The sequence below is a fragment of the Streptomyces sp. NBC_00102 genome (genome assembly GCF_026343115.1).
Taxonomy (GTDB): domain Bacteria; phylum Actinomycetota; class Actinomycetes; order Streptomycetales; family Streptomycetaceae; genus Streptomyces.
The window spans coordinates 1293163-1318516 of record NZ_JAPEMC010000001.1; the positions used below are offsets into that span (position 1 = coordinate 1293163).

The 25354-nt window shown below is 73.8% G+C and carries 21 protein-coding genes; 9 read left to right on the forward strand and 12 right to left on the reverse strand.

What is annotated here, in order from left to right; translation table 11 throughout:
- Positions 1–3 precede the first annotated feature (3 nt).
- The 4 genes from OHA55_RS05755 to rsmH form a co-directional block, all read right to left on the reverse strand.
- Positions 4–1596, reverse strand: a complete 1593-nt coding sequence (locus tag OHA55_RS05755) for a UDP-N-acetylmuramoyl-L-alanyl-D-glutamate--2,6-diaminopimelate ligase (RefSeq protein ID WP_266703379.1) — start codon at positions 1594–1596, stop codon at positions 4–6.
- Between the two features lie 288 nt (positions 1597–1884).
- Positions 1885–3864: a penicillin-binding protein 2 gene (locus tag OHA55_RS05760; protein WP_266703380.1), complete on the reverse strand. Its 1980-nt coding sequence runs from the start codon at positions 3862–3864 to the stop codon at positions 1885–1887.
- A gap of 4 nt (positions 3865–3868) precedes the next feature.
- The gene (locus OHA55_RS05765; RefSeq protein ID WP_266703381.1) at positions 3869–4495 is read right to left on the reverse strand and encodes a septum formation initiator family protein; all 627 of its coding nucleotides are present in this window, start codon (positions 4493–4495) and stop codon (positions 3869–3871) included.
- Positions 4496–4550: 55 nt separating this feature from the next.
- The gene (gene rsmH, locus OHA55_RS05770; protein ID WP_266703382.1) at positions 4551–5516 is read right to left on the reverse strand and encodes a 16S rRNA (cytosine(1402)-N(4))-methyltransferase RsmH; all 966 of its coding nucleotides are present in this window, start codon (positions 5514–5516) and stop codon (positions 4551–4553) included.
- 668 nt (positions 5517–6184) lie between these two features.
- Here rsmH and OHA55_RS05775 point away from each other — a divergent pair.
- The 4 genes from OHA55_RS05775 (at position 6185) to OHA55_RS05790 (ending at position 12000) form a co-directional block, all read left to right on the forward strand.
- Positions 6185–6730, forward strand: coding sequence for a carbonic anhydrase (locus OHA55_RS05775; RefSeq protein WP_266703383.1), 546 nt, complete (start codon positions 6185–6187; stop codon positions 6728–6730).
- Positions 6731–7139: 409 nt separating this feature from the next.
- Positions 7140–8186 (forward strand): MoxR family ATPase, encoded by a 1047-nt coding sequence (locus OHA55_RS05780; protein WP_266703385.1) that lies wholly within the window; start codon positions 7140–7142, stop codon positions 8184–8186.
- Positions 8186–9613 (forward strand): DUF58 domain-containing protein, encoded by a 1428-nt coding sequence (locus OHA55_RS05785; protein WP_266703387.1) that lies wholly within the window; start codon positions 8186–8188, stop codon positions 9611–9613. Before OHA55_RS05780 ends, OHA55_RS05785 begins: the two co-directional genes overlap by 1 nt.
- Complete coding sequence (locus tag OHA55_RS05790; RefSeq protein WP_266703389.1) at positions 9610–12000, forward strand: transglutaminaseTgpA domain-containing protein; 2391 nt, start codon at positions 9610–9612, stop codon at positions 11998–12000. Before OHA55_RS05785 ends, OHA55_RS05790 begins: the two co-directional genes overlap by 4 nt.
- A gap of 275 nt (positions 12001–12275) precedes the next feature.
- Here OHA55_RS05790 and OHA55_RS05795 read toward each other — a convergent pair whose 3' ends face one another.
- The 3 genes from OHA55_RS05795 to OHA55_RS05805 form a co-directional block, all read right to left on the reverse strand.
- Positions 12276–12668 carry a DUF3040 domain-containing protein gene (locus OHA55_RS05795; protein ID WP_266703391.1) on the reverse strand — a complete coding sequence of 131 codons (393 nt, stop codon included), beginning with the start codon at positions 12666–12668 and terminating at the stop codon, positions 12276–12278.
- Positions 12669–12970: 302 nt separating this feature from the next.
- A complete protein-coding gene (locus OHA55_RS05800; RefSeq protein ID WP_266703393.1) occupies positions 12971–13729 on the reverse strand; it encodes a bifunctional 2-polyprenyl-6-hydroxyphenol methylase/3-demethylubiquinol 3-O-methyltransferase UbiG in 759 nt (252 codons plus the stop codon).
- Between the two features lie 133 nt (positions 13730–13862).
- Positions 13863–14390, reverse strand: a complete 528-nt coding sequence (locus OHA55_RS05805) for an SAV_6107 family HEPN domain-containing protein (protein WP_266703395.1) — start codon at positions 14388–14390, stop codon at positions 13863–13865.
- A 165-nt stretch (positions 14391–14555) separates the two neighbouring features.
- Here OHA55_RS05805 and OHA55_RS05810 point away from each other — a divergent pair, with 165 nt between their 5' ends.
- From OHA55_RS05810 to OHA55_RS05830, 5 genes are all read left to right on the forward strand, one after another.
- Positions 14556–15383, forward strand: a complete 828-nt coding sequence (locus tag OHA55_RS05810; RefSeq protein WP_266703397.1) for an ATP-binding cassette domain-containing protein — start codon at positions 14556–14558, stop codon at positions 15381–15383.
- Positions 15355–17478 (forward strand): YhgE/Pip domain-containing protein, encoded by a 2124-nt coding sequence (locus tag OHA55_RS05815; RefSeq protein WP_266703399.1) that lies wholly within the window; start codon positions 15355–15357, stop codon positions 17476–17478. Before OHA55_RS05810 ends, OHA55_RS05815 begins: the two co-directional genes overlap by 29 nt.
- Before the next feature lie 55 nt (positions 17479–17533).
- On the forward strand, positions 17534–18145 hold the full coding sequence (locus tag OHA55_RS05820; protein ID WP_266703401.1) for a TetR/AcrR family transcriptional regulator: 612 nt from the start codon (positions 17534–17536) through the stop codon (positions 18143–18145).
- A 366-nt stretch (positions 18146–18511) separates the two neighbouring features.
- A complete protein-coding gene (locus tag OHA55_RS05825; RefSeq protein WP_266703403.1) occupies positions 18512–19129 on the forward strand; it encodes a DUF4126 domain-containing protein in 618 nt (205 codons plus the stop codon).
- 79 nt (positions 19130–19208) lie between these two features.
- The gene (locus OHA55_RS05830; RefSeq protein WP_266703405.1) at positions 19209–20726 is read left to right on the forward strand and encodes an NAD(P)/FAD-dependent oxidoreductase; all 1518 of its coding nucleotides are present in this window, start codon (positions 19209–19211) and stop codon (positions 20724–20726) included.
- Positions 20727–20816: 90 nt separating this feature from the next.
- On the opposite strand, the gene OHA55_RS05835 is transcribed toward OHA55_RS05830, so the two are convergent.
- The 5 genes from OHA55_RS05835 to OHA55_RS05855 form a co-directional block, all read right to left on the reverse strand.
- A complete protein-coding gene (locus OHA55_RS05835) occupies positions 20817–21767 on the reverse strand; it encodes a hypothetical protein (protein WP_266703407.1) in 951 nt (316 codons plus the stop codon).
- A 54-nt stretch (positions 21768–21821) separates the two neighbouring features.
- Entirely contained in the window at positions 21822–22739 is a 918-nt protein-coding gene (gene metF / locus OHA55_RS05840) for a methylenetetrahydrofolate reductase [NAD(P)H] (RefSeq protein ID WP_266703409.1), read from the reverse strand.
- 155 nt (positions 22740–22894) lie between these two features.
- On the reverse strand, positions 22895–23539 hold the full coding sequence (thiE, locus tag OHA55_RS05845) for a thiamine phosphate synthase (protein ID WP_266703411.1): 645 nt from the start codon (positions 23537–23539) through the stop codon (positions 22895–22897).
- A 79-nt stretch (positions 23540–23618) separates the two neighbouring features.
- Entirely contained in the window at positions 23619–23984 is a 366-nt protein-coding gene (locus OHA55_RS05850; protein WP_266703413.1) for an Rv2175c family DNA-binding protein, read from the reverse strand.
- 134 nt (positions 23985–24118) lie between these two features.
- On the reverse strand, positions 24119–25354 hold the full coding sequence (locus OHA55_RS05855) for an NAD(P)/FAD-dependent oxidoreductase (protein WP_266703415.1): 1236 nt from the start codon (positions 25352–25354) through the stop codon (positions 24119–24121).

The window sequence follows — 25354 nt, forward strand, 5'->3', positions numbered from 1 at the left end:
TGGTCATCCCTGACTGTTGTTCTCGTGGTGGGCTTCGTGGTGCTGCGGGTCGGTGACCCCGTCTTCGGCGCCGGGACGCCCCAGGGACCGTTCGATGGCCGCGCGCAGGACCCGTCGGTCGTCGAAGGGGCGTACCACCCCGTGGACGTCCTGGCCCTGCTCGTGACCCTTGCCGGCGACGAGGACGGTGTCGCCGGGCAGCGCGCGGGCGACGGCGGCCGCGACGGCGGCGGCGCGGTCCGCGTCGACCAGGACGTCACCGCGCTCGTGCACCGGCACCTCGGCGGCGCCGGCGAGCATCGCGGAGAGAATCCGCAGCGGGTCCTCGGAGCGGGGGTTGTCGGAGGTCAGTACGGCGGTGTCGGCGAGGCGGGCCGCGGCCGCGCCCATCGGACCCCGCTTGGTGGTGTCGCGGTCGCCGCCGCAGCCGAGCACGACGTGTACCCGGCCCTGGGTGACCTTGCGCAGCGAGCGGAGCACCGATTCGACGGCGTCCGTCTTGTGCGCGTAGTCGACGACGGCGAGGTACGGCTGTCCCGCGTCGACGCGCTCCAGCCGGCCGGGGACCCCGGGGACGGCTCCGACGCCGTCGGCGGCGGTCTGCGGGTCGACCCCGGCGGCGGCCAGGGTGACGATCGCGGCGAGGGAGTTGGCCACGTTGAACGGGCCGGGCAGCGGCGCCCGGGCGGTGACGCGCTCGCCCTCCGGGCCGAGCACGGTGAAGGTGCTGTCCTGCGGCCCGACTTCGACGTCCACGGCGCGCCAGTCGGCGTCGGGGTGGCCCTCGGCGGAGAAGGTGGTGACGGGGACGCCGGCCTCGTTGACGAGCCTGCGGCCGTAGCTGTCGTCGTAGTTGACGACCCCTCGCCTGCTGCGCTCCGGGGTGAAGAGCTGGGCCTTGGCCTGGAAGTAGTCCTCCATGCCGGAGTGGAACTCCATGTGTTCCGGGCTGAGGTTGTTGAAGACGGCGACGTCGAAGACGCAGCCGTCGACCCTGCCCAGCACCAGTGCGTGGCTGGAGACCTCCATCGCGACCGCTTCGACGCCGCGTTCGCGCATGACCGCGAAGAGGGCCTGCAGATCGGTGGCCTCGGGGGTGGTGCGCTCGGACTTGATCCGCTCGTCGCCGATGCGCGTCTCGACCGTGCCGATGAGCCCGGTGGCCCGGCCGGCGCCGCGCAGTCCGCCCTCGACGAGGTACGCGGTGGTGGTCTTGCCGGAGGTCCCGGTGATGCCGATCTGGAGCAGGCCCGCCCCGGGGCGGCCGTAGATCTCGGCGGCGAGGTCGCCCATGACGGCGCGTGGGTCCTCGGCGACCAGCACCGGGAGCCCGGTGCCGGCGGCCCGGTCGGCGCCCGCCGGGTCGGTGAGGATCGCGACGGCGCCCAGTCCGGCCGCCTGGGCCGCGAAGTCGGCGCCGTGCAGCTTGGCACCCGGCAGAGCCGCGTACACGTCTCCGGGGCGGACCGCCCGGGAGTCGTGGGTGATGCCGGTGACCTCCACCGCCGCCGGCAGTTCGAGGCCCAGGCGGGCCGCCGGCCCGCCGAGGGGGGTCGGCCGGAGCCGTTCCGGTCGGGGCGCTCCCGGATGGTTCACGGGCGCGTCCTTCTGGGTGATTCGGTACTGATCAGCGTGGGGCACGGCGGTGAGCGTACCGGGCTGACCCGGCCTCCCGCGAAGTGAGGGGCCAGGGTTTCGGAACTTCTCATTCCGGTTCCCCGGATCGGGGGTGATGGTTGTCACTGGTGCTCCCCTGGGAACGTACGAGGTCACGGCCGGGGTCCGGCCGGGTCCGGCGCGCGGTGCCGCCCGCCGTGCGGTGCGTGCCGGCCGGAACGTCTCCGTCCGCCCGGCGCGCACCGCGGTGGTAGCGCCCCTCTTCGCTCAGCCGCCCGGCTGGAAGAAGACGGGCAGGCCGGGCGACTTGGTGCCGCTCGGTTCGGTCTGGAGGGTCTTCAGCGCGAACTCCATGACCTTCTTGTAGATCGGCCCGCAGATCTGGCCGCCGAAGTAGTCGCCCTTGGTGGGGTTCTGGATCGCGCAGTAGACGGTGATCTGCGGGTCGTCGGCCGGTGCGAATCCGGCGAAGGAGGCGGTGTAGCCGTCGTACACGCCACTGACCGGGTCCACCCGGTTGGCGGTACCGGTCTTGCCCGCCACCCGGTAGCCGGGGATGCGCGCCTTGGTGCCGGTGCCCTCCTCGTCGCCGACCACGGACTCCAGCATGGTGGAGAGCTCCTTGGCGGTCTTCTCGCTGACCACCCGGGTCTCCTCGGGCTTCCCCGACTTGGTGTAGCGGCCGTCGGCGCCCTTGGTGCCGCGTACGAGCGTGGGGGCGATGCGTACCCCGCCGTTGGCGATGGTCGAGTAGACCGAGGCCGCCTGGACGGCGTTGAGGGAGAGGCCCTGGCCGAAGGGGATCGTGTACTGCTGGGAGGTCGACCAGTCCTGGGGCTTGGCGAGGATGCCCGCCGACTCGCCGGGATAGCCGAGGCCGGTGGGGCTGCCGATGCCGAACTTGCGGAGGTAGGAGTAGAGGACCTTGTTCGCCTCGGGCTGGGTCCTGCCGAGCTGACCGGTCGCCAGGATGGTGCCGATGTTGCTGGACTTGGCCAGGACGCCGTTGAGCGTGAGTTCCCAGGTCTTGTGGTCGATGTCGTCCTTGAAGAGCCGGTCCCCGCGGTGCAGCCGGTTGGGCACGGTGACGTGCGTGGAGGGGGTGGCGACACCCTCTTCCAGCACGGCGGCCATGGACATGACCTTGGCGGTGGAGCCGGGCTCGTAGACGTCCTGGAGCGCCGCGTTGCCCAGCGAGCCGCCGTCGACGGTGGAGAGGTCGTTCGGATCAAAGCCCGGGGCGTTGGCCATGGCCAGCAGCTCGCCGGTCCTGGTGTTCTGCACGACGACGTAACCGCCGTCCGCCTTGGACTTCTCGACCTGCTCGGTGATGGCCCGCTGGGCGGCCCACTGGATGTCCCGGTCGATCGTCAGCTCGATGTCCGTGCCCTCGACGGCCGGGATCTCCTTGGCGCCGGCGGTCGGCACCCGGCGGCCGCCGGACTGGGCGTACCGGATCTTCCCGTCCTGGCCGGCGAGCTCCTCGTTCAGCTGGGACTCCAGACCGCCGCCGCCCTTGCCGTCGGCGTTGACGAATCCCAGTATCCCGGCGGCGAGGTCGCCGTTCGGATAGACCCGCTTGGTCGTCGGCTCCTGGAAGACGCCCGCCAGCGCACTGGTGCCCTTCCCGCCGCTCTCGGCCGCCTTGTCCGCGAGGACCGACTTCAGGTCCTTGATCTGCTTCCAGACCTGCGGGGTCTGCCGCCGGGCGAGCACGGTGTAGCGGCTCCCCGGCTTCGACAGCTGCGCGGTGAGCGCGGCCGCGTCCTTGCCGAGGATCGGCGCGAGCAGGGCCGCCGCCTGCTCCGGCGCGTCCGGGATCCCGCTCTCGGCCGGGGTGAACATCTTCGGGTCCGCGGTGATGTCGTACGCGTCGACGCTGGTGGCCAGCGCGATCCCGTTGCGGTCGGTGATCTCCCCGCGCTCGGCGGCGACGGTGTACTCCAGGTAGCGGTTCTCCTTGGCCTTGGCCGAGTACGCGTGCGCGTCGACGGCCTGGACCTGGAGCAGCCTGGCGACGAACACCAGCATGACCACGGTCAGCCCGAGGCTGACCAGACGGAGCCGGGGGCGCGGGCTGCCCAGACGCAGGGAGCGCGGTGCGGGGCGGCCGGGGCGGCCCGGTGAGGGGTGCGGGCGCCGGGCCTCGGGGCGGGCTGCGGGCCGGGGGCGTCCCGTACCGCCCGCGGCCCCTCGGGGGCGTGCGGGGCCGGGCACACGGCGGCGCGGCGGTTCCTTGGACGGCACTGCGTCACCTGCCGGGGCTCGTCGGGGTCGTGGTCGCGTCGGAGGAGGCGTCCGGCGAGGAGGTCGGGGCCGCGGGGATGGACGGGGCGCTCGCGGACTCCGCGTCCTGCGCGGTCTCCGCCGCCTCCGCGGTCCCGGTGGCTCCGGCCGCCCGGGGGGCTTCGGTGGCGGCGGGCTCTTCGACGGCGGCGGGGGCTTCGGTGGCCGCGGGCTCTTCGGTGGCCGCGGGGGCTTCCGTCGGGACCGGTGTGGGCAGCGGGTCGGCGGTGACCTCCGCGGGAACGCCCCGCACCGTGCCGTCCGGGTTCAGGAAGGCGGGGCTGCCGCCGGGGACCATGCCCAGTTCCCGGGCCCGCCGCTCCAGTGCGTCGGGCTGCGAGTAACCGTCCACGTCCCGCTGGAGCGCCTGCTCCTCGTCGGTGAGGTCGGTCGTCTGCTTCCGCAGCTCGCTGAGCCGGAACGAGCCCTCGTTGAGCGCGGAGTTCAGCAGCAGCAGGCTGATCAGCCCGCCGCCGAGGAGGACCACGACCAGCAGCATGAAGGGGGTACGGGCCGCGTTGCTCGGCCCCGACGGCATCAGCCGGGCGAGCCGGGCGGCGCGTCCCTTCAGCGGTGCGGCCGGTCCGTTCACCGCGCCGCCTCCCGCGTCCCGGTGCCGCCGGCGGGAGTACGCCCGCGTCCTGCGGTCACCGCTCCTCCTCGCGGATGCGTTCGGCGCCGCGCAGCCTGGCGGGGGCGGCCCGCCGGTTCTCGGCGACCTCCTCCTCGGTGGGCAGCTCCGCGCCCCGGGTGAGGAGCCCCAGACGGGGCTGGTAGCGCTCGGGGACCACGGGCAGTCCCGGCGGCGCGGTGTTCGCGGCGCCTGCCGCGAACACCTGCTTGACCAGCCGGTCCTCCAGCGAGTGGTACGACAGCACCGCGATCCGGCCGCCCACCGCGAGGGCGGAGACGGCGGCGGGGATGGCGTTCTCCAGCACGGTGAGCTCGCCGTTCACCTCGATGCGCAGCGCCTGGAAAGTGCGCTTGGCCGGGTTGCCGCCGGTGCGCTTGGCGGCCTGCGGCAGGGAGTCGCGGATCAGCTCGACCAGCCGGGCGCTGTTGGTGAACGGTTCCTTCTCGCGCTCGCGCACGATCGCCGAGACGATCCGCTTGGCCTGCTTCTCCTCGCCGTACGCGCGCAGGATGCGAACCAGCTCGCCCGGCGGGTAGGTGTTGAGGACCTCCGCCGCACCGATCCCGGTGGACTGGTCCATGCGCATGTCGAGGGGCGCGTCCTGGGCGTAGGCGAACCCCCGGTCGGCCTCGTCCAGCTGCATGGAGGAGACGCCGAGGTCGAAGAGGACGCCCTGGACCTTGGGGATGCCGAGCCGGTCCAGTACCTCGGGCAGCTCGTCGTAGACCGCGTGCACCAGGGTGGCGCGGTCTCCGTACGGGGCGAGGCGCTCGCCGGAGAGCCGGAGCGCCTCCTTGTCGCGGTCCAGGGCGACCAGGCGTACCTCGGGGAAGGCGGTGAGCAGGGCCTCGCTGTGCCCGCCGAGGCCGAGGGTGCAGTCGACGACCACCGGGGGGGTGCCGCCCTCCCCCCGCAGAGCCGGGGCCAACAGGTCCAGGCATCGCTGGAGCATCACCGGGACGTGTCGGGTCTGGCTCAATGCGCCCTCTCAGGCTCAGGTCCGTGAAGCGGCGGCATGCGGCCTGGTCCCCGCCCGCTCAGAAGGGGAGGCCTGCCGGCGCCGGGGAAGGGGCGCCGGCCGGCCGTGAGCGGGAGAGGGCCGGGCCGCACGTTCGCCGCACATCACGGGGACATCGGAAATGCGGAGAATCTACGGATTACTGCTGAGTGCTGCGGATTACTGCGGATGACGAAGGGAACTGCCGGTAAAGCCGGTCCTGCGGGATCCGACGACTTCACGGATCCGGCGACTGCCGGATCCGACGACGACGGGATCCGACGACTGCCGGGACCACTGCGGTGCGTTGCGGAGAACCTCCCGGGACCACGGGAACCACGGTGAACCACGGGAACCGCCGAGTTGCGGAAAGAACCGGAACATGCGGCGGAAACGCACGGAACCCGCGGTGCGCGACCGGTCTCCCGGCCGGTCGGTAACTTCGCGTCACTTTAGTCCACCCTGCCATTCGATCGATTCCGGATCAACGAACCGCACAGCGCGTCGCCCCGCTCCGGTGGCCCAAGGTCCTCACTCGGACGGGTGAGTCGGGGTGAGTCCTGTGGGTTAGCTCACAACAAGCCTCGTTGACGTTCTTTGTCCTTTTCCCCGAGCCGCTCCCAGCAGGTGGGACGGCTAACGTCGTAGCCATGTCGACATCCGCACAGTCCTCCTCCGCCGCCCCCGCCTCTTCGGACGCCACCGTCACGGACCGCCTGGTGGAGGCGAACGGCCAGTACGCGAGCTCGTTCACCGACCCGGGCATGGACGCCCGGCCTGTCCTGAAGGTGGCCGTCGTCGCCTGCATGGACGCCCGCATCGACCTGCACGCCGCGCTCGGCCTGGAGCTCGGCGACTGCCACACCATCCGCAACGCGGGCGGTGTGGTCACCGACGACGTGATCCGCTCGCTCACCATCAGCCAGCGGGCCCTCGGCACCCGCAGCGTCATACTCATCCACCACACCACCTGCGGCCTCGAATCACTGACCGAGGACTTCCGCCACGAGCTGGAGCTCGAGGTCGGCCAGCGGCCGGTATGGGCCGTGGAGTCCTTCTCGGACGTGGACCAGGACGTGCGTCAGTCGATCCAGCGGGTCCGCACCTCGCCGTTCATTCCGTACACCGACGACGTCCGGGGCTTCGTCTTCGACGTCGCGACCGGTCTGCTGCGCGAGATCTCCCCGGCCTCCTGAACCCCCAGGCGTGTCGTCGAAGTGTCATCCGCCGGACGACGGCACCGTGACGACACGCCCGAGCGCCCCGGCGGCCTCCGCGCATCGCGTCGCGGGGGCCGCCGCCGCATGTCCCGCTCTCTCTCCGGCCCCGGGCCGGACTGCCTTTCACCATCCGCCCCCACCGGCCGCGTTCACTCCTTTCCACCCCGTCCGCCGCACCTCGCCCCACCCTTTTCCGGCTCCGAATATCGACAACACCCGACATATCGGCTCCGGTTGTCCACACGCGAGTGACACGAAGCGGTAACGGCAACAAGAATGCGGTGGGTGACGCACTCCGGGGCTTCCGGAGGGGCGTCCGCACATCGGGGTTGGGCCACGCCGTTCGACGGTGCGTGCCCGTGCGTGAAGGGCCGAGGAGGACCGGGTGACCACCTATGACGAGCGAGCGAAGCTCACAGATCTGACCGCCACGACCGAGCGGGTGCGCGGGTCGGTGGAGCGGGTGATCGAGGGCAAGTCCGAGGTCGTGCGGATCGCACTGACCGTACTGCTCGCGGAAGGCCACCTGCTGATCGAGGACGTGCCCGGGGTCGGCAAGACCATGCTGGCCAAGGCGCTGGCCCGGTCCATCGACTGCTCGGTGCGCCGTATCCAGTTCACCCCGGACCTGCTGCCCTCGGACATCACCGGTGTCTCCGTCTTCGACCAGCAGCGCAAGGACTTCGAGTTCAAGCCGGGCGCCATCTTCGCCCAGATCGTGATCGGCGACGAGATCAACCGCGCGTCGCCCAAGACGCAGTCCGCTCTCCTCGAATCGATGGAGGAACGGCAGGTCACGACCGACGGGCAGACCTACGCGCTGCCCGACCCCTTCATGGTCGTCGCGACCCAGAACCCGGTCGAGATGGAGGGCACCTACCCGCTGCCGGAGGCCCAGCGCGACCGGTTCATGGCCCGGGTGTCCATGGGGTACCCCAGCCTGGAGGCCGAGCTGCGGATGCTCGACGTGCACGGCGGGGTCCCGCCGCTGGACGACCTCCAGCCGGTGGCGCACGCCCACGACATCGTGAAGCTGATCGACGCGGTCCGCTCGGTGCACGTGGCCGAGTCGGTACGGCGGTACACCGTCGAACTGGTCCAGGCCACCCGTAGCCACCCCGACCTGCGGCTCGGCGCGTCGCCCCGGGCCAGCCTGCACCTGCTGCGCGCGGCGAAGGCCTCCGCGGCCCTCCTCGGCCGGGACTACGCGCTGCCCGACGACGTCCAGGCGCTCGCGGTGCCGGTGCTGGCCCACCGCCTGCTGCCCACCGCGCAGGCGCAGCTGAACCGCCGCACGGCGGAGCAGGTGGTGCAGGAGATCCTGCAGCGCACGCCCGTACCGACCTCGCCGGACTCGCGGAGCGCCGACCGGCGGGTGCCTCCGTACCCGATGGGCGGTCCGGCGTACGCGCCCGGCGCGCGGCGGGCGTGATGGCGGACGCGCACCGGGGTCCGGGCCCTCGTGGCGGCGCGGCCGGCGACAGCGCGGACGAGGGCAGAGGCACCCTGCGGGCGGCCCTGGGCGGGCTGACCACCCGGGGCCGTTCCTTCCTGGCCGCCGGGGTCGCCGCCGCGGTCTGCGCCTACGTACTGGGCCAGGCCGACCTGCTCCGGGTCGGCCTGCTGCTCGCCGTGCTGCCGCTCGTCTGCGCGGCGGCGCTCCACCGCACCCACTACCGGGTGGTCGGCACCCGGCGGCTGTCGCCGTCCCGGGTACCGGCGGGATCGGAGGCGCGGGTGCACCTGCGGGTGGACAACGCCTCCCGGCTGCCTTCCGGGCTGCTGATGCTCCAGGACCGTGTCCCGTACGTGCTCGGCCCGAGGCCCCGCTTCGTGCTGGACCGGGTGGAGCCCGGCGGCCGGCGGGAGGTGTCCTACCGGGTCCGTTCGGACCTGCGCGGCCGCTATCCGCTGGGGCCGCTGCAGCTGCGGCTCGCCGACCCGTTCGGGATGTGCGAGCTGACCCGCTCCTTCAGCGCCCACGACACCCTGGTGGTGATCCCCCGCACCCAGGCGCTGCCGCCGCTCCGGCTGACCGGAGCGGCCTCCGGGTACGGCGACGGGCGTCAGCGCTCGCTCGCCCAGGCGGGCGAGGACGACGTGCTGCCGCGCGGTTACCGGCACGGCGACGATCTGCGCCGGGTCCACTGGCGCTCCACCGCGCGCTACGGCGAGCTGATGGTGCGCCGGGAGGAGCAGCCCCAGCGGGCCAGGGCCTCGGTGCTGCTGGACACCCGGCGGGAGGCGTTCCGGGGTTCCGGTCCCGATTCGGCGTTCGAGTGGGCGGTGTCGGCGGCGGCCTCGGCGCTGGCGCACCTGGTGGAGCGGGGCTTCGCGGTACGGCTGCTGACGGACGAGGGCGGGGCCGCGCCCGGTGACGGGGCGGACGGGCTTTCCGGCTCATCGGCTCATTCGGGTTCGGGCCTCTCCGGTTCCGGCCACGGGTCCGCCGACGCGTCCGGGCTGATGCTGGACGCCCTCGCGGTCGTCGAGCACTCCGACGCGGAGGGCCTGGCGGGCGCGTACGACGTGCTGCGCGGCGGTCACGAGGGGCTGCTGCTCGCCTTCCTCGGCGACCTCGACGAGGCGCAGGTCGCGGTCGCGGCGGCCATGCGGCGGCGCAGCGGTGCGGCCGTCGCCTTCGTCATGGACGGCGAGGAGTGGGCCCCGGGCGCCGGGCAGGCGCCGGCGACCCCGTTCGCCGAGCGGCTGCGGCTGCTGCGCGAGGCGGGCTGGACCGCGGTGCCGGTGGCGCCCGGGGCGGACCTCGCCCGGGTGTGGCAGCAGGCCGGACAGCCCGGTGACACCCAGCCCGCCGCCGGCGGCGCTGCGACAGGTTTCTCCGGAGGATGGTCATGAGCGGTCCGGTGCGGCTCGCCCTGTGCGCCTGTGCGGCGACACTGCTGGCGGCGGGGGCGCTGCTGCCCCTGGTCGACCCCTGGACGTGGATCTTCGAGGCGGCCCTGCTGCTCGTGTTGCAGAGCGCGGTGGGCGCGCTGGCGCGGCGGTTCGTCCCGGCGCGCGCGGCGGCCGTCGGCGTGCAGGTGCTGGCCACCCTGGTGCTGCTGACGGCCGCGTTCGCGTCCGACCGGGCGCTGCTCGGGGTGCTGCCCGGACCGCAGGCCGTCCAGTGGCTGGGCGACCTGCTGACGGCGGGCACGGACGACGTCAGCCACTACGCGATCCCGGCCCCCATGACGGACGGGATAAAGCTCCTGCTGGTCGCCGGGGTCCTCCTGATCGGGCTGCTGGTCGACGTGCTGGCGGTGACGTTGCGATCCGCCGCACCGGCCGGGCTTCCGCTGCTCGCGCTGTACTCGGTGGCGGCCGGGCTCTCCGACGGCGGGGCGAACTGGCTCTGGTTCGTTCTCGCGGCCTCGGGCTATCTGCTGCTCCTGCTGGCCGAGGGCCGGGACCGCACCGCCCAGTGGGGACGGCTCTTCGGCGGCCCGGCGAGCGGCGGCCCGCCGTCCGGGGCCCGGGTGAAGTCCCCGGTACGGACGGGGCGCCGGATCGGCGCGCTGGCGCTGGGCGTCGCGCTGCTGGTACCGGCGGCGCTGCCCGCGCTCGGCGACGGTCTGCTGGGCGGTCTCGGCACGGGCAAGGGGCGAGGCGGCGGGGGCACGATCTCCGCGGTGAACCCGCTGGTCTCCCTCCAGGACAACCTCAACCAGTCGGAGAACCGGGAGGTCCTGACGTACCGCCCCGGTGACGGCGCCCCGCAGAGCACCTATCTGCGCATCCTCTCCCTCGACCGGTTCACCGGCAGCGAGTGGCTGCCGTCGAAGCGTGCGCTGACCGACGTACCGGACCGGTTCTCGCAGCCCGCGGGGCTCGGGAAGGACGTCGCCGTCTTCGAGACCACCTCGGAGATCACCGCGTCGGACGACTACCGGCAGGACTATCTGCCGATGCCGTACCCGGCGACCCGGGTCCGCGTCGACGGCCGCTGGCGGTACGAGCCCGAGGGGCGCACCCTCATCGGTGACGGCGGCCAGACGACGGCCGGGAAGCGGTACGAGGTCAGCAGTCTGTCGGTGGAGCCGACCGCGGCGCAGCTCGCGGCGGCCGGGCTGCCCCCGAAGGAGCTGACCCTGGAGTACACCGAGGTGCCGACGTCCCTGCCGGACGTGGTGGCCGAGACCGCCGCACAGGTCACCCGGGGCTCCGCCAACCACTACGAGCAGGCCGTGGCGTTGCAGGACTGGTTCGCGTCCGAGGGCGGCTTCTCCTACGACACCACGGTGAGTTCGGGCACCGGTACGGCGGCGATCGCGCGGTTCCTCAAGGACCGGCGGGGCTTCTGTGTGCACTTCTCCTTCGCGATGGCGGCGATGGCCCGGACGCTGGGCATCCCGGCCCGGGTGGCGGTGGGCTTCACCCCGGGGACGCCGCAGGCGAACGGGGCGGTCTCGGTGGGGCTGCGGGACGCCCACGCCTGGCCCGAGCTGTACTTCGAGGGCGTGGGGTGGACCCGCTTCGAGCCGACTCCCACCCGGGGCACGGTCCCCTCGTACACGGTGCCGGAGGCCCCTACCGGGGCGGCGGACACCTCGGCCGCTCCGACCGCTTCGGTCTCGGCGCAGCCCTCGGCCGCCCCGTCGGCCTCGGAGAGCTGCTCGGCCCCGATGCGCAAGGAGGGGGCCTGCGGTCCCTCGGCGGCCCCGGTCGCCGCGGACACGGCCGGGCCGGGGTTCCCGCTCGGCACGGTGGCCCTGGTGGTGCTGGGCGCCGCGCTGGTGGTCCTGATCCCGCTGTCGCCGATGCTCTGGCGTACCCGGCTGCGGGCCCGCCGGCTGTACGGGTCGGGTGGGCGGACGCCCGCGGACACGGCGGCGAGAACGCTGGCGGTCTGGCAGGAGATCACGGACACGGCCTGGGACCACGGCATCGTCCCGGACGAGGCACTGACCCCGCGCAGGGCGGCCGGACGCATCGCGCGGCTGGGAGGGCTGGACGGTGAGCCGGCGGCGGCCCTGCACCGGGTGGCGGGCGCCGTCGAGCTGGTGCTGTACGCGCCCCGGCCGCAGTCGCCGGCCGGTCTGGCCGAGGACGCGGTGGCCGCGGGGGCGGGGCTTGCCGGGCGGGTGAGCCGGTTCGCCCGGCTCCGCGCGACGTTCGCTCCCCGCTCGGCCGTCCGGGTGGTGTGGGCGGTCTCGGAACGCCGGACGGCATGGGCGAAACGGTTCTCGGAGCGCATGGGGGCGGCCGGCCGGTCCCTCCGTCCGACCCGGTCCCGGGGCTGAGCCCCGGGACCGGGGGCCTCGCGGGCCGTGTGCCGGAGGGCGCACGGCCCGGCCCGCGTACGCGCCCACGGACCCGGGGTGCGTACGGCGCCCACGGACCCGAGGCGCGTCCGGCGCCCACGGACCCGGGGCGCGTCCGGCGCCACCACATGACTGAGGGGCGGTCCGCGCCGTGCGCGTCCCGCCCCTCGGACGTACGTCGTACGTGGTGCGCCCTGATGCCGTGCGCGGTTACGGCGTACCGGTCCCGCCCGGCCGACCGGGCGGGGGAAGTCTTACTGGCCCTGTTCGTCGCGGCGGCGTTGCCACCGTTGCTCGATGCGGTTCATCACCGAACGGCGTTGTCTGGGCCGGTGCCCCGCCGCCGGGGTGCCGCGCTGCGGCTGTTCTCCGGGCTTCGGCGCCCTGCGCCAGCCGGTGACCGCGAGTACGGCACAGCCGAGCATGACGAGGAACCCGACCACACTGATCCAGATCTGCTGGGCGACCATTCCGGCCATGAGGAGCGCGATACCCACCAGAAACCCAGCGACCGCCTGGTAGACCCGTCGCCGGGTGTACGTACGCAGCCCGCTTCCCTCAAGCGCTGTCGCGAACTTGGGATCTTCGGCGTACAGCGCTCGCTCCATCTGCTCGAGCATGCGCTGCTCGTGCTCCGAGAGCGGCACGGAGTCCTCCTCGTCGTCGGCCGCGGGGGCGGCCGGTAAGCGGCCCTTCCAGGATAGGCAGGGATTCGCCCCCGGGAAACCCGCCCACCGGCCAGCGGCCAGTCCGTACCGCCATGTCGGTTCGGCCCTTGAGGCGTTGATTCCCCGACGGCCGATCCGTCATGCCGGATCCTGTCACCCGATCATACGGGGCCCGGGCCCGGATCGGGGGCCCGGAGCGGGAGGGGATGCACCAAGTCCGTCCCCCCTGCGGCACCGGTCGGCCGCTCCTCCGGCACCCCGGGTTCCCCGGCGGGCCGCCGTCAGACGCGGCGCTCCCCCAGGACGTGCAGCTGGGTGGCGATCGAGTGGAAGGCCGGCAGCTCGGCGGCGGCGGCCTCCAGCTTCAGCAGGGCCTCCATCGCGCCCGGTTCGGTGTCCACCAGCACGCCGGGGACGAGGTCGGCGAAGACCCGCACCCCGTGCACCGAGGCGACGTCGAGACCGGCGCCGCGGATGAGGTCGGAGAGCTGGTCGGCGGTGAACCTGCGGGGCAACGGGTCACCGTCCCCCCAGCGGCCCGCGGGGTCGGTGAGCGCCCGGCTGGCCTCCACGAAGTGACCGGCGAGGGCGCGTGCGAGTACGGCGCCGCCCGAGCCGGCGGTGAGCAGGCTGAGCGCGCCGGACGGGCGGAGCGCCCCGACCGCGTTCCGTACACCCTCGGCCGGCTCGTCCACGTACTCCAGGACGCCGTGGCAGAGCACCGCGTCGAAGGTGCCGCGCTCCACCACGTCGAAGAGTCCGAGAATGTCGCCCTGGACCCCGCGGACCCGGTCGGCGACGCCCGCCTCATCGGCCCGGCGCTCCAGCGCGAAGAGGGCGTCGGGGCTGGGGTCGACGACGGTGACCCGGTGGCCCAGCCGCGCGGCGGGCACGGCGAAGTTGCCGGTGCCGCCTCCGGTGTCCAGCACCTCCAGGCTGTCGCCGCCGGTCGCCTTCACCTGGCGGTCGAGGGCGCCCTTGAGGACCTCCCAGACCACGGCGGTACGGAGGGAAGCGCGGGGGCGCGGCTGGTCCGACACGGCAGATGACTCCTCGGCACGGTGCCGCTGCGGGCGGCGGAGCGTGAACGGTGCAGGTGGTGCGGGTGCGCCCCTACCCTATTGCCTCGCGCCTCACGCCCCGCCACCCCGCGCCCGCCCGCCGGGAGCGCCGTCACCCCGCTCCGGGGCGGCCCCTCCTCGGCTGCGGAAGGGTGGGGTGGAGCCGGAGCAGTCGCTCCACCAGCCGGAGGAACATCGCCACGTCGCGCAGCAGGTCGTCGGCGTCGCGCCGGCTCGCCGCACCGGGGAGTCCCGCCTCGGCGCGGGCCCGGCGCCCGGCCCCCGAGGCGAAGAGGGCGCTCCATTCGGTGAGTTCCGGCGCTATCTCCGGGAGCACCTCCCACGCGCTGCGGATGCGCTCGCGGTGGCGCTTGGTGGTCTCGGGGCGGCCGCGGGCCGCGAGCACGGCGGCTGCCGCGCGCAGGGCCGCGAGGTGGGCGGTGGCGTACCGCTCGTTGGGGACGTCGAGGACGGCGGCCTCGGTCAGGCCCGCGTGGGCCTTGGCGAGGAGATCGAGGGCGGCAGGCGGAGCTCCGGCCCGGCGCGGGACGGGGTGGACGTCGTCGGGCGGTCCGGTCGGTGAGGGGGCAGGGCTGCCTGCGCGGCGCCGCGGGGCGGCGGCTGCGGACGAGCTGGCCATGACGATCCTCCTGTCGTCTGTGACGGCTCCGTGGCCGTACGTGTCCATGGTGGCGGGTACCACTGACAATCCACTTCAAGCCCCTGCCGACCTGGCCTTTTGCATCACGCCCGAACTCCGGCTACGTTTTTGCACTGACCAGTCAGTTCAAAAAAAGGGGGAGCGATGGCGGACGCGGAACGGACGGCCACCGCGCACGGGGCGGCCGTCGAGGTACGGGGCCTCGGGCTGCGGGGGTCACGCGGATGGGTGTTCCGGGGCGTGGAATTCGACGCCCCGCCGGGCACGCTCGTCGCCCTGGAGGGTCCGTCGGGTTCCGGCCGCACCTCGCTGCTGCTGGCCCTCACCGGCCGGATGCGGACGACCGAGGGCCGGGCCGGCACCGGCGGCTACCCGCTCCCGGGCAGGCTCGCGGCGGTCCGCCGCATCACCGCGCTGGGACCGGTCCCGGGCGTCAGCGAACTCGACCCGGCCCTGACCGTGGCCGAACACCTGCGGGAGCGCGCCCTGCTCCGGAGCCGGTACACCGGCCCGGTCCGGGCGCTGCTCCGGCCGCGCCGGGAGCGCGCGGCGGTGGGCGAGCGGATCGCCGAGGTGGTGGCGGCCGCAGGGCTCCGCCTCGAAGCCCTGCCGAAGGCCGGCCGGACCCAGGCCCGGGACCTGGAGCGCCTGGACGCGCTCCGGCTCTCCGTCGCGCTCGCCCTGCTGGACGAGCCCCGGCTGCTCGCGGTCGACGACACGGACCTCGGGCTCGACTCGGCGGGCCGGGCGGCGGTCTGGAACCTGCTGCGCACCGTCGCCGCCGGGGGCACGACCGTGCTCGCGGCGTGCGCCGAAGCCCCGGAGGACGTGACCACCGTACGCATCGGCGCCGGCCCGGAGACGGGCGCAGCCGGCACCGGCCCGAGCACCGCCACCGCCACCGCCACCGCCACCGCCACCACCGATGGGAAGGAGACCTGCGATGCGCGCGACGGGTCTGGCCGGGCTTGAGCTGAAGCGGTTCGGCAGGGGGAAGCTGCCGCGCGCCGCGCTCGCCGCGCTCCTGCTGCTGCCCCTGCTGTACGGGGCCCTCTACCTCTGGTCGTTCTGGGACCCGTACGGGCATCTGGACCGGATTCCCGTCGCCCTGGTCGACGAGGACGAGGGAGCGCGGATACCGGAGGGAGCGGGCGGGAAGGACGGCGGCGGGGCGGCCGGTGACCGGCTCGCGGTGGGAGACGAGCTCACGGAGAAGCTGCTGGACTCCAAGACCTTCGCGTGGCACCGGGTGGGCGCCGCCGAGGCCCGGCGGGGCGTCGAGGACGGTACGTACTACCTCTCGCTCACCCTGCCCGCCGACCTCAGCCGGCGGATCGCGTCGAGCGCCGGCGACTCCCCCGCGACCGGCACCCTCCAGGTGCGCACCAACGACGCCAACAACTACATCGTCGGCCAGATCTCCCGGACGGTGTTCTCCGAGATCCGTGCCGCCGCGTCCACCGAGGCCTCGCGCGGCTTTCTCGACCGGATCTTCGTCGACTTCTCGGATCTGCACGACGCCACGGCGAAGGCCGCCTCCGGCGCCGACGACCTGCGCAACGGCATCGCGACGGCCGAGCAGGGCTCGAAGGACCTCGCCGAGGGCCTCGGGGAGAGCAAGGCCGGCAGTGAGCGGCTCTCCGACGGCATCACCGCGCTCGACCAGGGCTCCGCCGATCTGCGGACCGGATCACGGCAGGTGGCGGACGCCACCCAGCTCCTCGCCGACCAGGTCGACGGCATCGCGGCGCAGGTCCGGCCGTTCCTGGAGGACGGCGGCACGTCCATCGGGGACACCGCCCGGCTGGTCGCCGACGCCTCGCGCACCGTGCGGGAGAACCTCGGTGAACTGGTGGAGGCCGCACCCGTCGCGGCCGCCGCCGCGCACACCGCGGCCGACGATCTCGCCGCCGTGCACGCGCAGCGGTGCGAGGACCCGCCGGTGCCGGACGCGGCCGTCTGCGACCCCTTGGAGAATGCGGTGGAGGCGGCGGCCGGGGTCGCCCGGGTCGCCGACGACGTCGACGCGCTGGTGGAGGACGAGGACGGCGATCTCGCCGCGCTGCGCACCCGGCTGACGGTGCTGCAGCAGCGGGCGGAGGACCTCGCGGAGCACGCGCCGACGCTCGGCGACGACCTGGAGTCGGCCGTGGCGAAGGTAGACGCCCTCAACGCGGGCGCCCAGCAGGTCGCCGAAGGAGCCGGGACCCTGCGCACCGGGCTCTCCACGGCGAGGTCCGGGGCCACCGCGCTGGACAGCGGCGTCGGCGAGCTGAAGACCGGCGCCGATGGCCTGGACAGCGGGCTGCACCGGCTGAGCGAGGGTTCCACCACCCTCGCGGACGGCCTGAACGACGGGGTCGACAGGATTCCGGACTACGACGAGGCCGACCGCGACGCGCGTACCGGCGTGATGGCCGACCCGGTCCGCCTCGCTTCCTCGTCCCTGCACGCGGCTCCGAACTACGGCACCGGCTTCGCTCCCTACTTCATCCCGCTCTCCCTCTGGGTCGGCGCGATGGTGGCGTACATGCTGACGCAGCCGCTGAACCGGCGCGCCCTCGCGGCGGGCGCCTCGGCCCGCCGGACGGCGTTCGCGGGGTGGCTGCCGGTGGCCGCGATCGGCCTGCTCCAGGTCGCCGCACTGATGTCCGTGCTCCACTGGGGACTGGGCCTGGAGATGGCCCGTCCGGTGGCCACGGTCGGCTTCCTCGCCCTGGTGACCTGCTGCTTCGCGGCGATCGTGCAGTGGCTGAACGCCCGGTTCGGCGCCGCCGGACGGATCCTGGTGCTGGCGCTGCTGATGCTCCAGCTGACCTCGGCCGGCGGTACCTACCCCGTCCGGACGAGCCCCGGTTTCTTCGAGGCGATCCACCCCTGGCTGCCGATGAGCTACGTCGTCGACGCGCTGCGCCGGCTGATCACCGGCGGCGGGTCCGGACCCGTATGGCTGGGCTGCGCGGTCCTGGCCGCCTTCACGGCGGGGGCCCTGGCGCTGACCGCGGTGGCCGCCCGCCGCAAGCAGGTGTGGACCCTGGAGCGGCTGCACCCGGAGCTGAGCCTGTGAGCGGGCTCGGGGCGAACGGGCTCGGAGCACCGGCGGACCTGTGAGAATCGATCCCATGGAAAGCAGTGGCACCACGCGCCGCCAGGCGACCCGGCAGAAGCTCTACGAGGCGGCCGTGACCCTCATCGCCGAGAAGGGTTTCTCGGCGACCACGGTGGACGAGATCGCCGAGCGGGCCGGTGTGGCCAAGGGCACGGTGTACTACAACTTCAAGAGCAAGACCGAGCTCTTCGAAGAGCTGTTGCGGCACGGCGTCGGCCTGCTGACCGCCGCGCTCCGGGCGGCGGCCGAGGAGACCGCCTCCCGCGGCGGGACCCGGGTGGCCGCGCTGGACGCGATGATCCGGGCGGGGCTGGCCTTCATCGACCGCTACCCGGCCTTCACCCAGCTGTACGTGGCCGAGCTCTGGCGTACCAACCGGGCCTGGCAGGCGACCCTCCTGGTGGTGCGCCAGGAGGCGGTGGCCGTGGTGGAGGACGAGCTGCGGGCGGGGGTGGAGAACGGCGAGCTGAGTTCGGAGATCGACATCCCGCTGACCGCCGCCGCACTGGTCGGGATGGTGCTGGTGGCGGCCCTGGACTGGCAGGCGTTCCAGCCGGAGCGGTCACTCGACGAGGTCCACTCGGCGCTGTCACTGCTGCTGCACGGCCGGGTCAGCGGGCGCTGAGGCCGGACGGCCGGCGGACGGAACAGCGGCGAAGCGACGAAGACGCCGGCCCGGTGGAGTTCGATCCCCCTCGAACCCCGCCGGACCGGCGTTCCGCGTACTGCCGGAAAAGCCTTCCCCCGTGACCCCGGTCCCCCGTGGCCCCTGACTCCTCCGTCGTGCGCCCCCGTTGTGTCGGAGGCACGGACCGTCCGCCGCCCCGTGCCGGCGGTCCGCGCACCGTGCCCCCTCCATGCCTCCACTCTTCCGTCCGGGCGGGTGGCGGCCCATCCGCGCACCTACTCATCCCCGGCACTGGGTACGCGTACTCAGGCCTGTGTGCGAGAGCCCACCCGCGGCCGTCGCCGACTGGCTACGATCGCCTCCGTGTCCGTACTCCCCTTGGTCTTCACCAGCGGCTGGGCGAGCGGGATCAACGCCTACGCGGTGGTCCTGCTCCTCGGCGTCTTCGGCGCGACCGGCCTGAGCGACGAGGTCCCCGCGTCCCTGCAGCGCACCGACGTGCTCGTGGTGGTCGCGCTCCTCTTCCTCGTGGAGGCGGTGGCGGACAAGATCCCGTATCTGGACACGGCCTGGGACGCGGTGCACACCGTGGTCAGGCCGGTCTCCGGGGCGGTCGTCGCCGCGCTGCTCGCGGGCGACTCCGGTTCGCTGCCGGAGCTGGCGGCGGGAGCGGTCGGCGGTTCGACCGCGCTCCTGAGCCACCTGGTGAAGGCCGGTACGCGCATGGCGGTCAACTCCTCCCCCGAGCCGTTCTCCAACGTGGTGGTCAGCACGGCGGAGGACCTGGGCGTGGCCGGGATCATCACCTTCGCGATATTCCATCCGGTGGCGGCCGCCTCCGTCGCCGCGGTGCTCCTCGTGCTCGGCCTGCTGGCGCTCTGCCTGCTCGCCTCCCGCATCCGCCGGTTCCTGCGCCGCCGGGCACAGCGGCGGCAGGAGCGGGAGATGGCCGGGGCCGGCCGGCGCTGGCCGTACGGCTGACGGGACCGCCGGGACCGCGCGTCCCTGGCTCCGCGACCTGGCGCCGGAACGCCCGCCGGTGGTGGATAAAGTCACCGCCATGGCACGAATTGCGGTGATCGGCGCCGGGACGGGCGCCATGGCGGCGGCTGCCCGGCTCGCGGTGGCAGGCCACCGGGTGACGGTGTACGAGCGGTCGGACACGTACGGCGGCTCCCTCGGGCGGCACGAGCGGGACGGCTTCGTCTTCGACACCGGTCCGGCCCTGCTGCATCTGCCGGCCGTGCAGCGCGACCTCTTCGTCAAGACCGGCAAGGAGTCCCTGGAGCAGCGGGTGACGCTGACCCAGGTCGATCCGGCCGGCCACCACGTCTTCGCGGACGGCACCCGGGTCTCGCTGCCCAACGCCTCCCGGGCCGGGGTGGTCGCCGCCCTGGACGAGGCGCTCGGCGGGGGCGCGGGGGCCCGGTGGGGCGAGTTCCTGGACCGGGCCCGGGACGCCTGGGACCGGTCGCGCCGGCCACTGCTGGAGGAGCCGCTGCGGCCGGACTGGCAGGTGCTCGGCCGTGACCCGTACCCGGCCGTCCGGACCCGTCGGCTGCTGCGCGGGGCCCGGCAGGCCACCACCCTGGCCGAGGTCGGTGCGTGGGAGCTGGCCGATCCCCGGCTGGCCGCGCTGCTCGACGGCTGCGCCCTGTCGTACGGCCTCGATCCGCGCGGGACTCCGGCGAGCGCCGCGCTGCTGCCGTACATGGAGGAGACCTTCGGCACCTGGTACGTGGTGGGCGGGATGCGGGCGCTGGCCGACGCGCTGTACGAGCGGTGCCTGGCGCGGCGGGTGGAGTTCGTCTTCGGCGCGGACGTGGTCCGGGTCGTGGAGAAGGACGGCCGGGCGGCCGGGGTGGAACTGGCGGACGGGACGCCCGTCGGGGCCGACCACGTGGTGCTGGGCGTACGGCCCCGCCCGGAGCTGGTGCCGGGTACGGCACTGGGGGCGGACGGCGACGTGCCGGTGCAGCCGCACCGGGGTGCCGGGCCGCTGCCGGGCCGCTTCGTGGTGATGCTCTCGTTGCGCGGCGGGCGGGACGAGGGTGCCCCGCACCGGACGGTGGTGCACGCCCCGGACGGCCCGGCGGAGCAGGCGGCGCTCTTCGCCGGGCGGCTCGCCGAGGTGCCCACGGTCACCGTGCTGCGGCCGGACGACCCGGCGACCAGGCCGGACGAGGACCACGAGGCGGTGACGCTGGTGGCCACGGTCGCCCCGCACGGGCCGGTGGACTGGAACGACCCCGCGCTGCGCGAGCGGTACGCCGCGACGGTGGTCGCCGCAGCGCAGAAGGCCGTACCCGGGCTGCGCGGACGGGTCCTGGACACCGAGGTGCGCACCCCCGCGGAGACGGAGGCCCAGACGGGGGCGGCCGGCGGCTCGGTGCCGCCGCCCGCCCTGGCGGGAGCGGCGGGAGCCCGGCTGCACGCCGCCAACCGCACCCGGCTGCCGGGGCTCTATCTGGCGGGCGGCTGGTCGCACCCGGGTGGCGGTCCGGCGCACGCGGGGATGTCGGGCGCGCTGGTCGCCGGGCTGATCGTGGAGGGCGACGGCTTCAAGGGCTCGCAGTGAGCCGCGGCTTCCTCCGGTGAGGACCGAGGACCGGACGACGACGCGCGCCCCCTCGCGGGAGGGGGCGCGCGGTGGGTCGGTGGCGGTACCTCAGTAGCGGTACTGCTCGTTCGGACCGGTGTCGTTGCCGTTGCCGTTGCCGTGTCCGTCGCCGGCGGCCGGGTAGCCGTTGCCGTACGGGGCGGGCGTGCCCTGCGGGTACTGCTCGCCCTCGCGCTGCTGCGGCACCCAGACACCGCCCGGCGGGGTGTCGGCGCCGTACTGCGGGGCGGCGTACGGCTCGGCGTACGGCTGCGGGTCGGCGTAGCCGTCGTAGCCGCCCGCCCCCGCGTCGTAGCCGTTGCCGTAGCCATTGCCGCCGGCGTTGCCGTAGGCGTCGTAGGACGCGTACGACGGAGCGGCCGTGCCGCCGGTACCGATGTACGGGTCGGAGTACGCCGCATAGCTGTGCTGGTCGGTGCCGTAGGAGTACCCGCCGTCGTACGAGGGGTTCTGCGCGGACTCGCCGTAGCCGTTGTACGGGTCGTGGGACGCGTACTGCGGCTGGGCGCCGACGGGCTGCTGCTCCTGGTACCCCTGGTCACCCGCCGGCTGCGCGTACGGGCTCGGGCTGTACACGCCGTACTGGCCGGTCTCCTCCGGCATCGGCTGCGGCTCGTAGACGTCGGCCGGTCCGTCGTCCTGCGCGGGCGCGGCCGGCTCCTCGTACTCCAGGCCGGAGACTTCGAGGACGGGCTCCTCCTTGACGGCGGGCCGCTCGCCGCGGCGACGGCGGCTGGCGCCGGGGCTGCCCCCTATGGCCCACCCGGTGGAGAAGCCCCGCCGGAAGGAGAGCGTCACGTAGGTCTGGCCCACCGCGAAGGCGACCGCACCGAGGGCGATGACCAGCACGGACGGGATCAGGACGCCGAGCACCACGCAGAGGAATCCGGAGAAGGCGAGAAGCCTCCAGCGCAGCCGTGCCTTGTACTGCAGCAGCACCTCACCCAGCAGCCACAACGCCACCACGCCGAAAGCGATGTAGAGGACCGTCCAGCCCACGCCCGCCCCACCTTCTACGGCCGCCGCCGCCGGATCGGGGGCGGGTACGGCCGGTCACGACTGCTTGTGCAGTCCGAGATTCTCGTAGATTTCGAGCGTTGCCGTCGAGTTGTTGAGCGTGATGAAGTGCAGTCCGGGCACGCCTTCGGACAGCAACTTCGCGCAGAACTCCGTTGCGAACTCGATGCCAATGGAGCGTACAGCCGCGGGATCGTCCTTGACCGCGTGGATGCGTTCTTCGAGGGCCTTCGGCACTGCCGCGTTGCTCAGTTGGGGAAACCGTTCGAGCTGTTTGACGCTGGTGACCGGCATGACCTCCGGAATGATGGGCGTGTCGCAACCCGCGGCGACCACACGGTCACGCATCCGGAGATAGTCGTCGGGTTCGAAGAACATCTGGGTGATGGCATAGTCCGCCCCGGCCCGGCACTTGTCCACGAAGTGCCGGGTATCCGTTTCCCAGTCGGACGACCGCGGGTGCATTCCCGGAAATGCCGCGACGCCGACGCAGAAATCGCCGGACTCCTTGATGAGCCTCACCAGGTCGGCGGCGTACTTGACGCCCTCCGGATGCTCGACCCACTCGCCCATCGGGTCGCCCGGCGGGTCTCCTCGCACGGCGAGGATGTTCCTGATCCCGGCGTCGGCGTACTGGCCGATCATGTTGCGCAGCTCCGCGACGGAGTGGTTGACCGCGGTGAGGTGCGCGACGGGGGTGAGGGTGCTGTCGGCGGCGATCTGCTGCGTCGCCCGGACCGTGCCCGCACGGGTGGAGCCGCCGGCGCCGTACGTCACGGAGACGAAGCTCGGGCCCACGGCCTCGACCCGGCGCAGCGCGTTCCAGAGGTTCCGCTCACCCTTCTCGGTCTTGGGTGCCCAGAACTCGAAGGAGTACGACGTCTTGCCGGACGCGAGCAGCTCACGCACGGTGCGTGCGTGGTCCGTCCGGGTGGAGGAGGTGCCAAGGGCCATACGGCGAGGTTAACCAGGGTCCGGCCGTCCCCCAACCAGAGCGGGACATTTGTCCGTATTGCAGTGAATGCTGTCCACGCCTCGGACAGGGCGCTCCGGCCCGGTGCTCCCGCCCCCGGTCTTGGTCCGCCGCACGGGTGGCGGCGGGCCGGGGGTCAGCGCTCGCGGACGCGCTTCGCCAGGCCGGCCGCGGCCGCCGCCGGGTCGTCGGCCTCGGTGATGGCGCGGACCACCACGACGCGCCGGGCCCCGGCGTCCAGCACCTCGTCGAGATTGCCCGCGTCGATGCCGCCGATGGCGAACCACGGACGGGGCTGGTCGAGGGAGGCGGCGTACCGCACCAGCCCGAGGCCGGGGGCGTGACGGCCGGGCTTGGTCGGGGTGGGCCAGCAGGGGCCGGTGCAGAAGTAGTCGACGCCGGGCTGCGCGACGGCGGCGTCCACCTCGGACTCGGCGTGGGTGGAGCGGCCGATCAACGGGGCCTCGCCGATGATCGCGCGGGCGGCGGGGACCGGCAGGTCGCCCTGGCCGAGGTGGAGCACGTCGGCGCCGATGGCGTGGGCGACGTCGGCCCGGTCGTTGACGGCGAGGAGCTTGCCGTGGCGGGCGCAGGCGTCCCGGAACACCTGGAGGTGTTCGAGCTCCTCGGCCGCTTCCATGCCCTTGTCGCGCAGCTGGACGATGTCCACCCCGGCCGCGAGTACGGCGTCGAGGAACTCGGGGAGGTCGCCCTGCCTCCTGCGGGCGTCCGTGCACAGGTAGAGACGGGCGTCGGCGAGCAGGTGGCGCGGCGTGGACATGAAGGAATTCCCCCCGTGGGTCACCGCGGGCGCGGGCCGTGGAACGCACGGCCCGCGACCACGTGTGCGGTCGTCTCGGTCAGACGGCGAGCGCCTGGGCGCGGCGCTTCACCTCCGTCCCGCGATTCTCGCTCAGCGCCTGCGCGGGGGTTCCCGGCAGGGTCGGGTCGGGGGTGAAGAGCCAGTCCAGCATCTCTTCGTCGGAATAGCCGTCGTCCCTCAGGAGCGTCAGGGTCCCCGCGAGGCCCTTGACGACCTTGTCGCCGTCGATGAAGGCGGCAGGCACCTGGAGCGCCCGGTTCTCACCGCGGCGCACCGCGATCAGCTGGCCTTCCTTGACCAGCTGCCGCACGCGCGTCACCTCGACATCGAGAAGTTCCGCGATGTCGGGGAGGTGGAGCCAGGCAGGGACGAGAGCATCGATCTTTGCGTCAATCTCGGTCACGAGGACAAGCGTGCCATCTGGGACCGACAGCCGGAAGCCGGGCCGACCGTACGGACCACGTCAGGATGGTGTCCGCGCAGGTCGCGAGGGGCCCGGGAGCGGGCCGGCCGGGCGGCCGGGACCCGGCTGCGGGCTCAGCGGACGGCGGACTTCAGGGGTACGGCGGGGTCGGCGGCCCGCTCGGGATCGACGGTCCGGCCGGAGGCGACGAGCCTGCGTCCCTGGGTGAGATCGCGCGGACGGCCGACCGCCAGCAGGGCGACCAGCGCGCCGTCGCGGAGCCAGAGCACGGTCCACTCCTCGTCGGCCGGGTCACCGCGCCACAGCAGGGTGTCGGCGTCCGTGTGGTGCCCCGCGTACTGGACGAACCGGCCGAACTGCTCGGACCAGAAGTACGGCACCGGGTCGTAGGGCTCGGTGGCGTCGGGTCCTTCAGCGCCCGTGATGCCCGCCGCGACCGTGCGCGGGCCCTGGAGGGCGTTGTCCCAGTGGTGGACCAGGAGGCGGGCGCCGTAGCGCGTGGAGGGGTACGAGGCGCAGTCCCCGACCGCGTACACGCCGGGCACCGAGGTGCGCAGCGTGGCGTCGGCGGTGACCGATCCGTCCGGGCCCAGCGCGACGCCGGAGCCGGCGAGCCAGCCGGTGGCGGGGCGGGCGCCGATGCCGACGACCACCGCGCCGGCCGGCAGCCTGCGTCCGTCGGCGAGGACCACGGCGCCTGGTTCGACGCGGTCGACCCGGGCTCCGGTGAGGAGCGTGGCGCCGCCGCGTGCGTACCAGTCGGCCATGGGGGCGGCGACCTCGGCGGGCAGCACCCCGGCGAGCGGGCGGGGGGCGGCTTCCACGACGGTGACCGTGCAGCCGGCGGCACGGGCGGCGGTCGCGAACTCGGCTCCGATCCAGCCCGCGCCGACCACGACGACGTCGTGCTTTCCGGCGAGGACGGGCCGCAGCCGCGCCGCGTCGTCCAGGGTGCGCAGCAGGTGGACGCCGGGGATCCCTTCGGAGCCGGGCAGTGTCAGGGGTTCGGCGCCGGTGGCGAGGACGAGGACGTCGTACGGGACCGGGCCGGCCTCGGTGTCCACCTCCCGGTCGGCGGGGCGCAAGCCCTCGACGGAGAGTCCGAGGCGCAGGCGGACGCCGAGCGTCTCGAAGTCGACGGCGAAGGCGGAGTGCTCGGCGGTGCCGAGCAGTACGGCCTTGGAGAGCGGCGGCCGGTCGTAGGGCTGGTGGGGCTCCGCGCCGATGAGGGTGACGGGCCCGGAGTACCCCTCGTCCCGCAGCGCCACCGCGGTCTGCACTCCCGCCATGCCCGCTCCGACGATGACGACGCCGTGCTCCGGCGCCCGCTGGTCGCTCTGTTCGCTCAC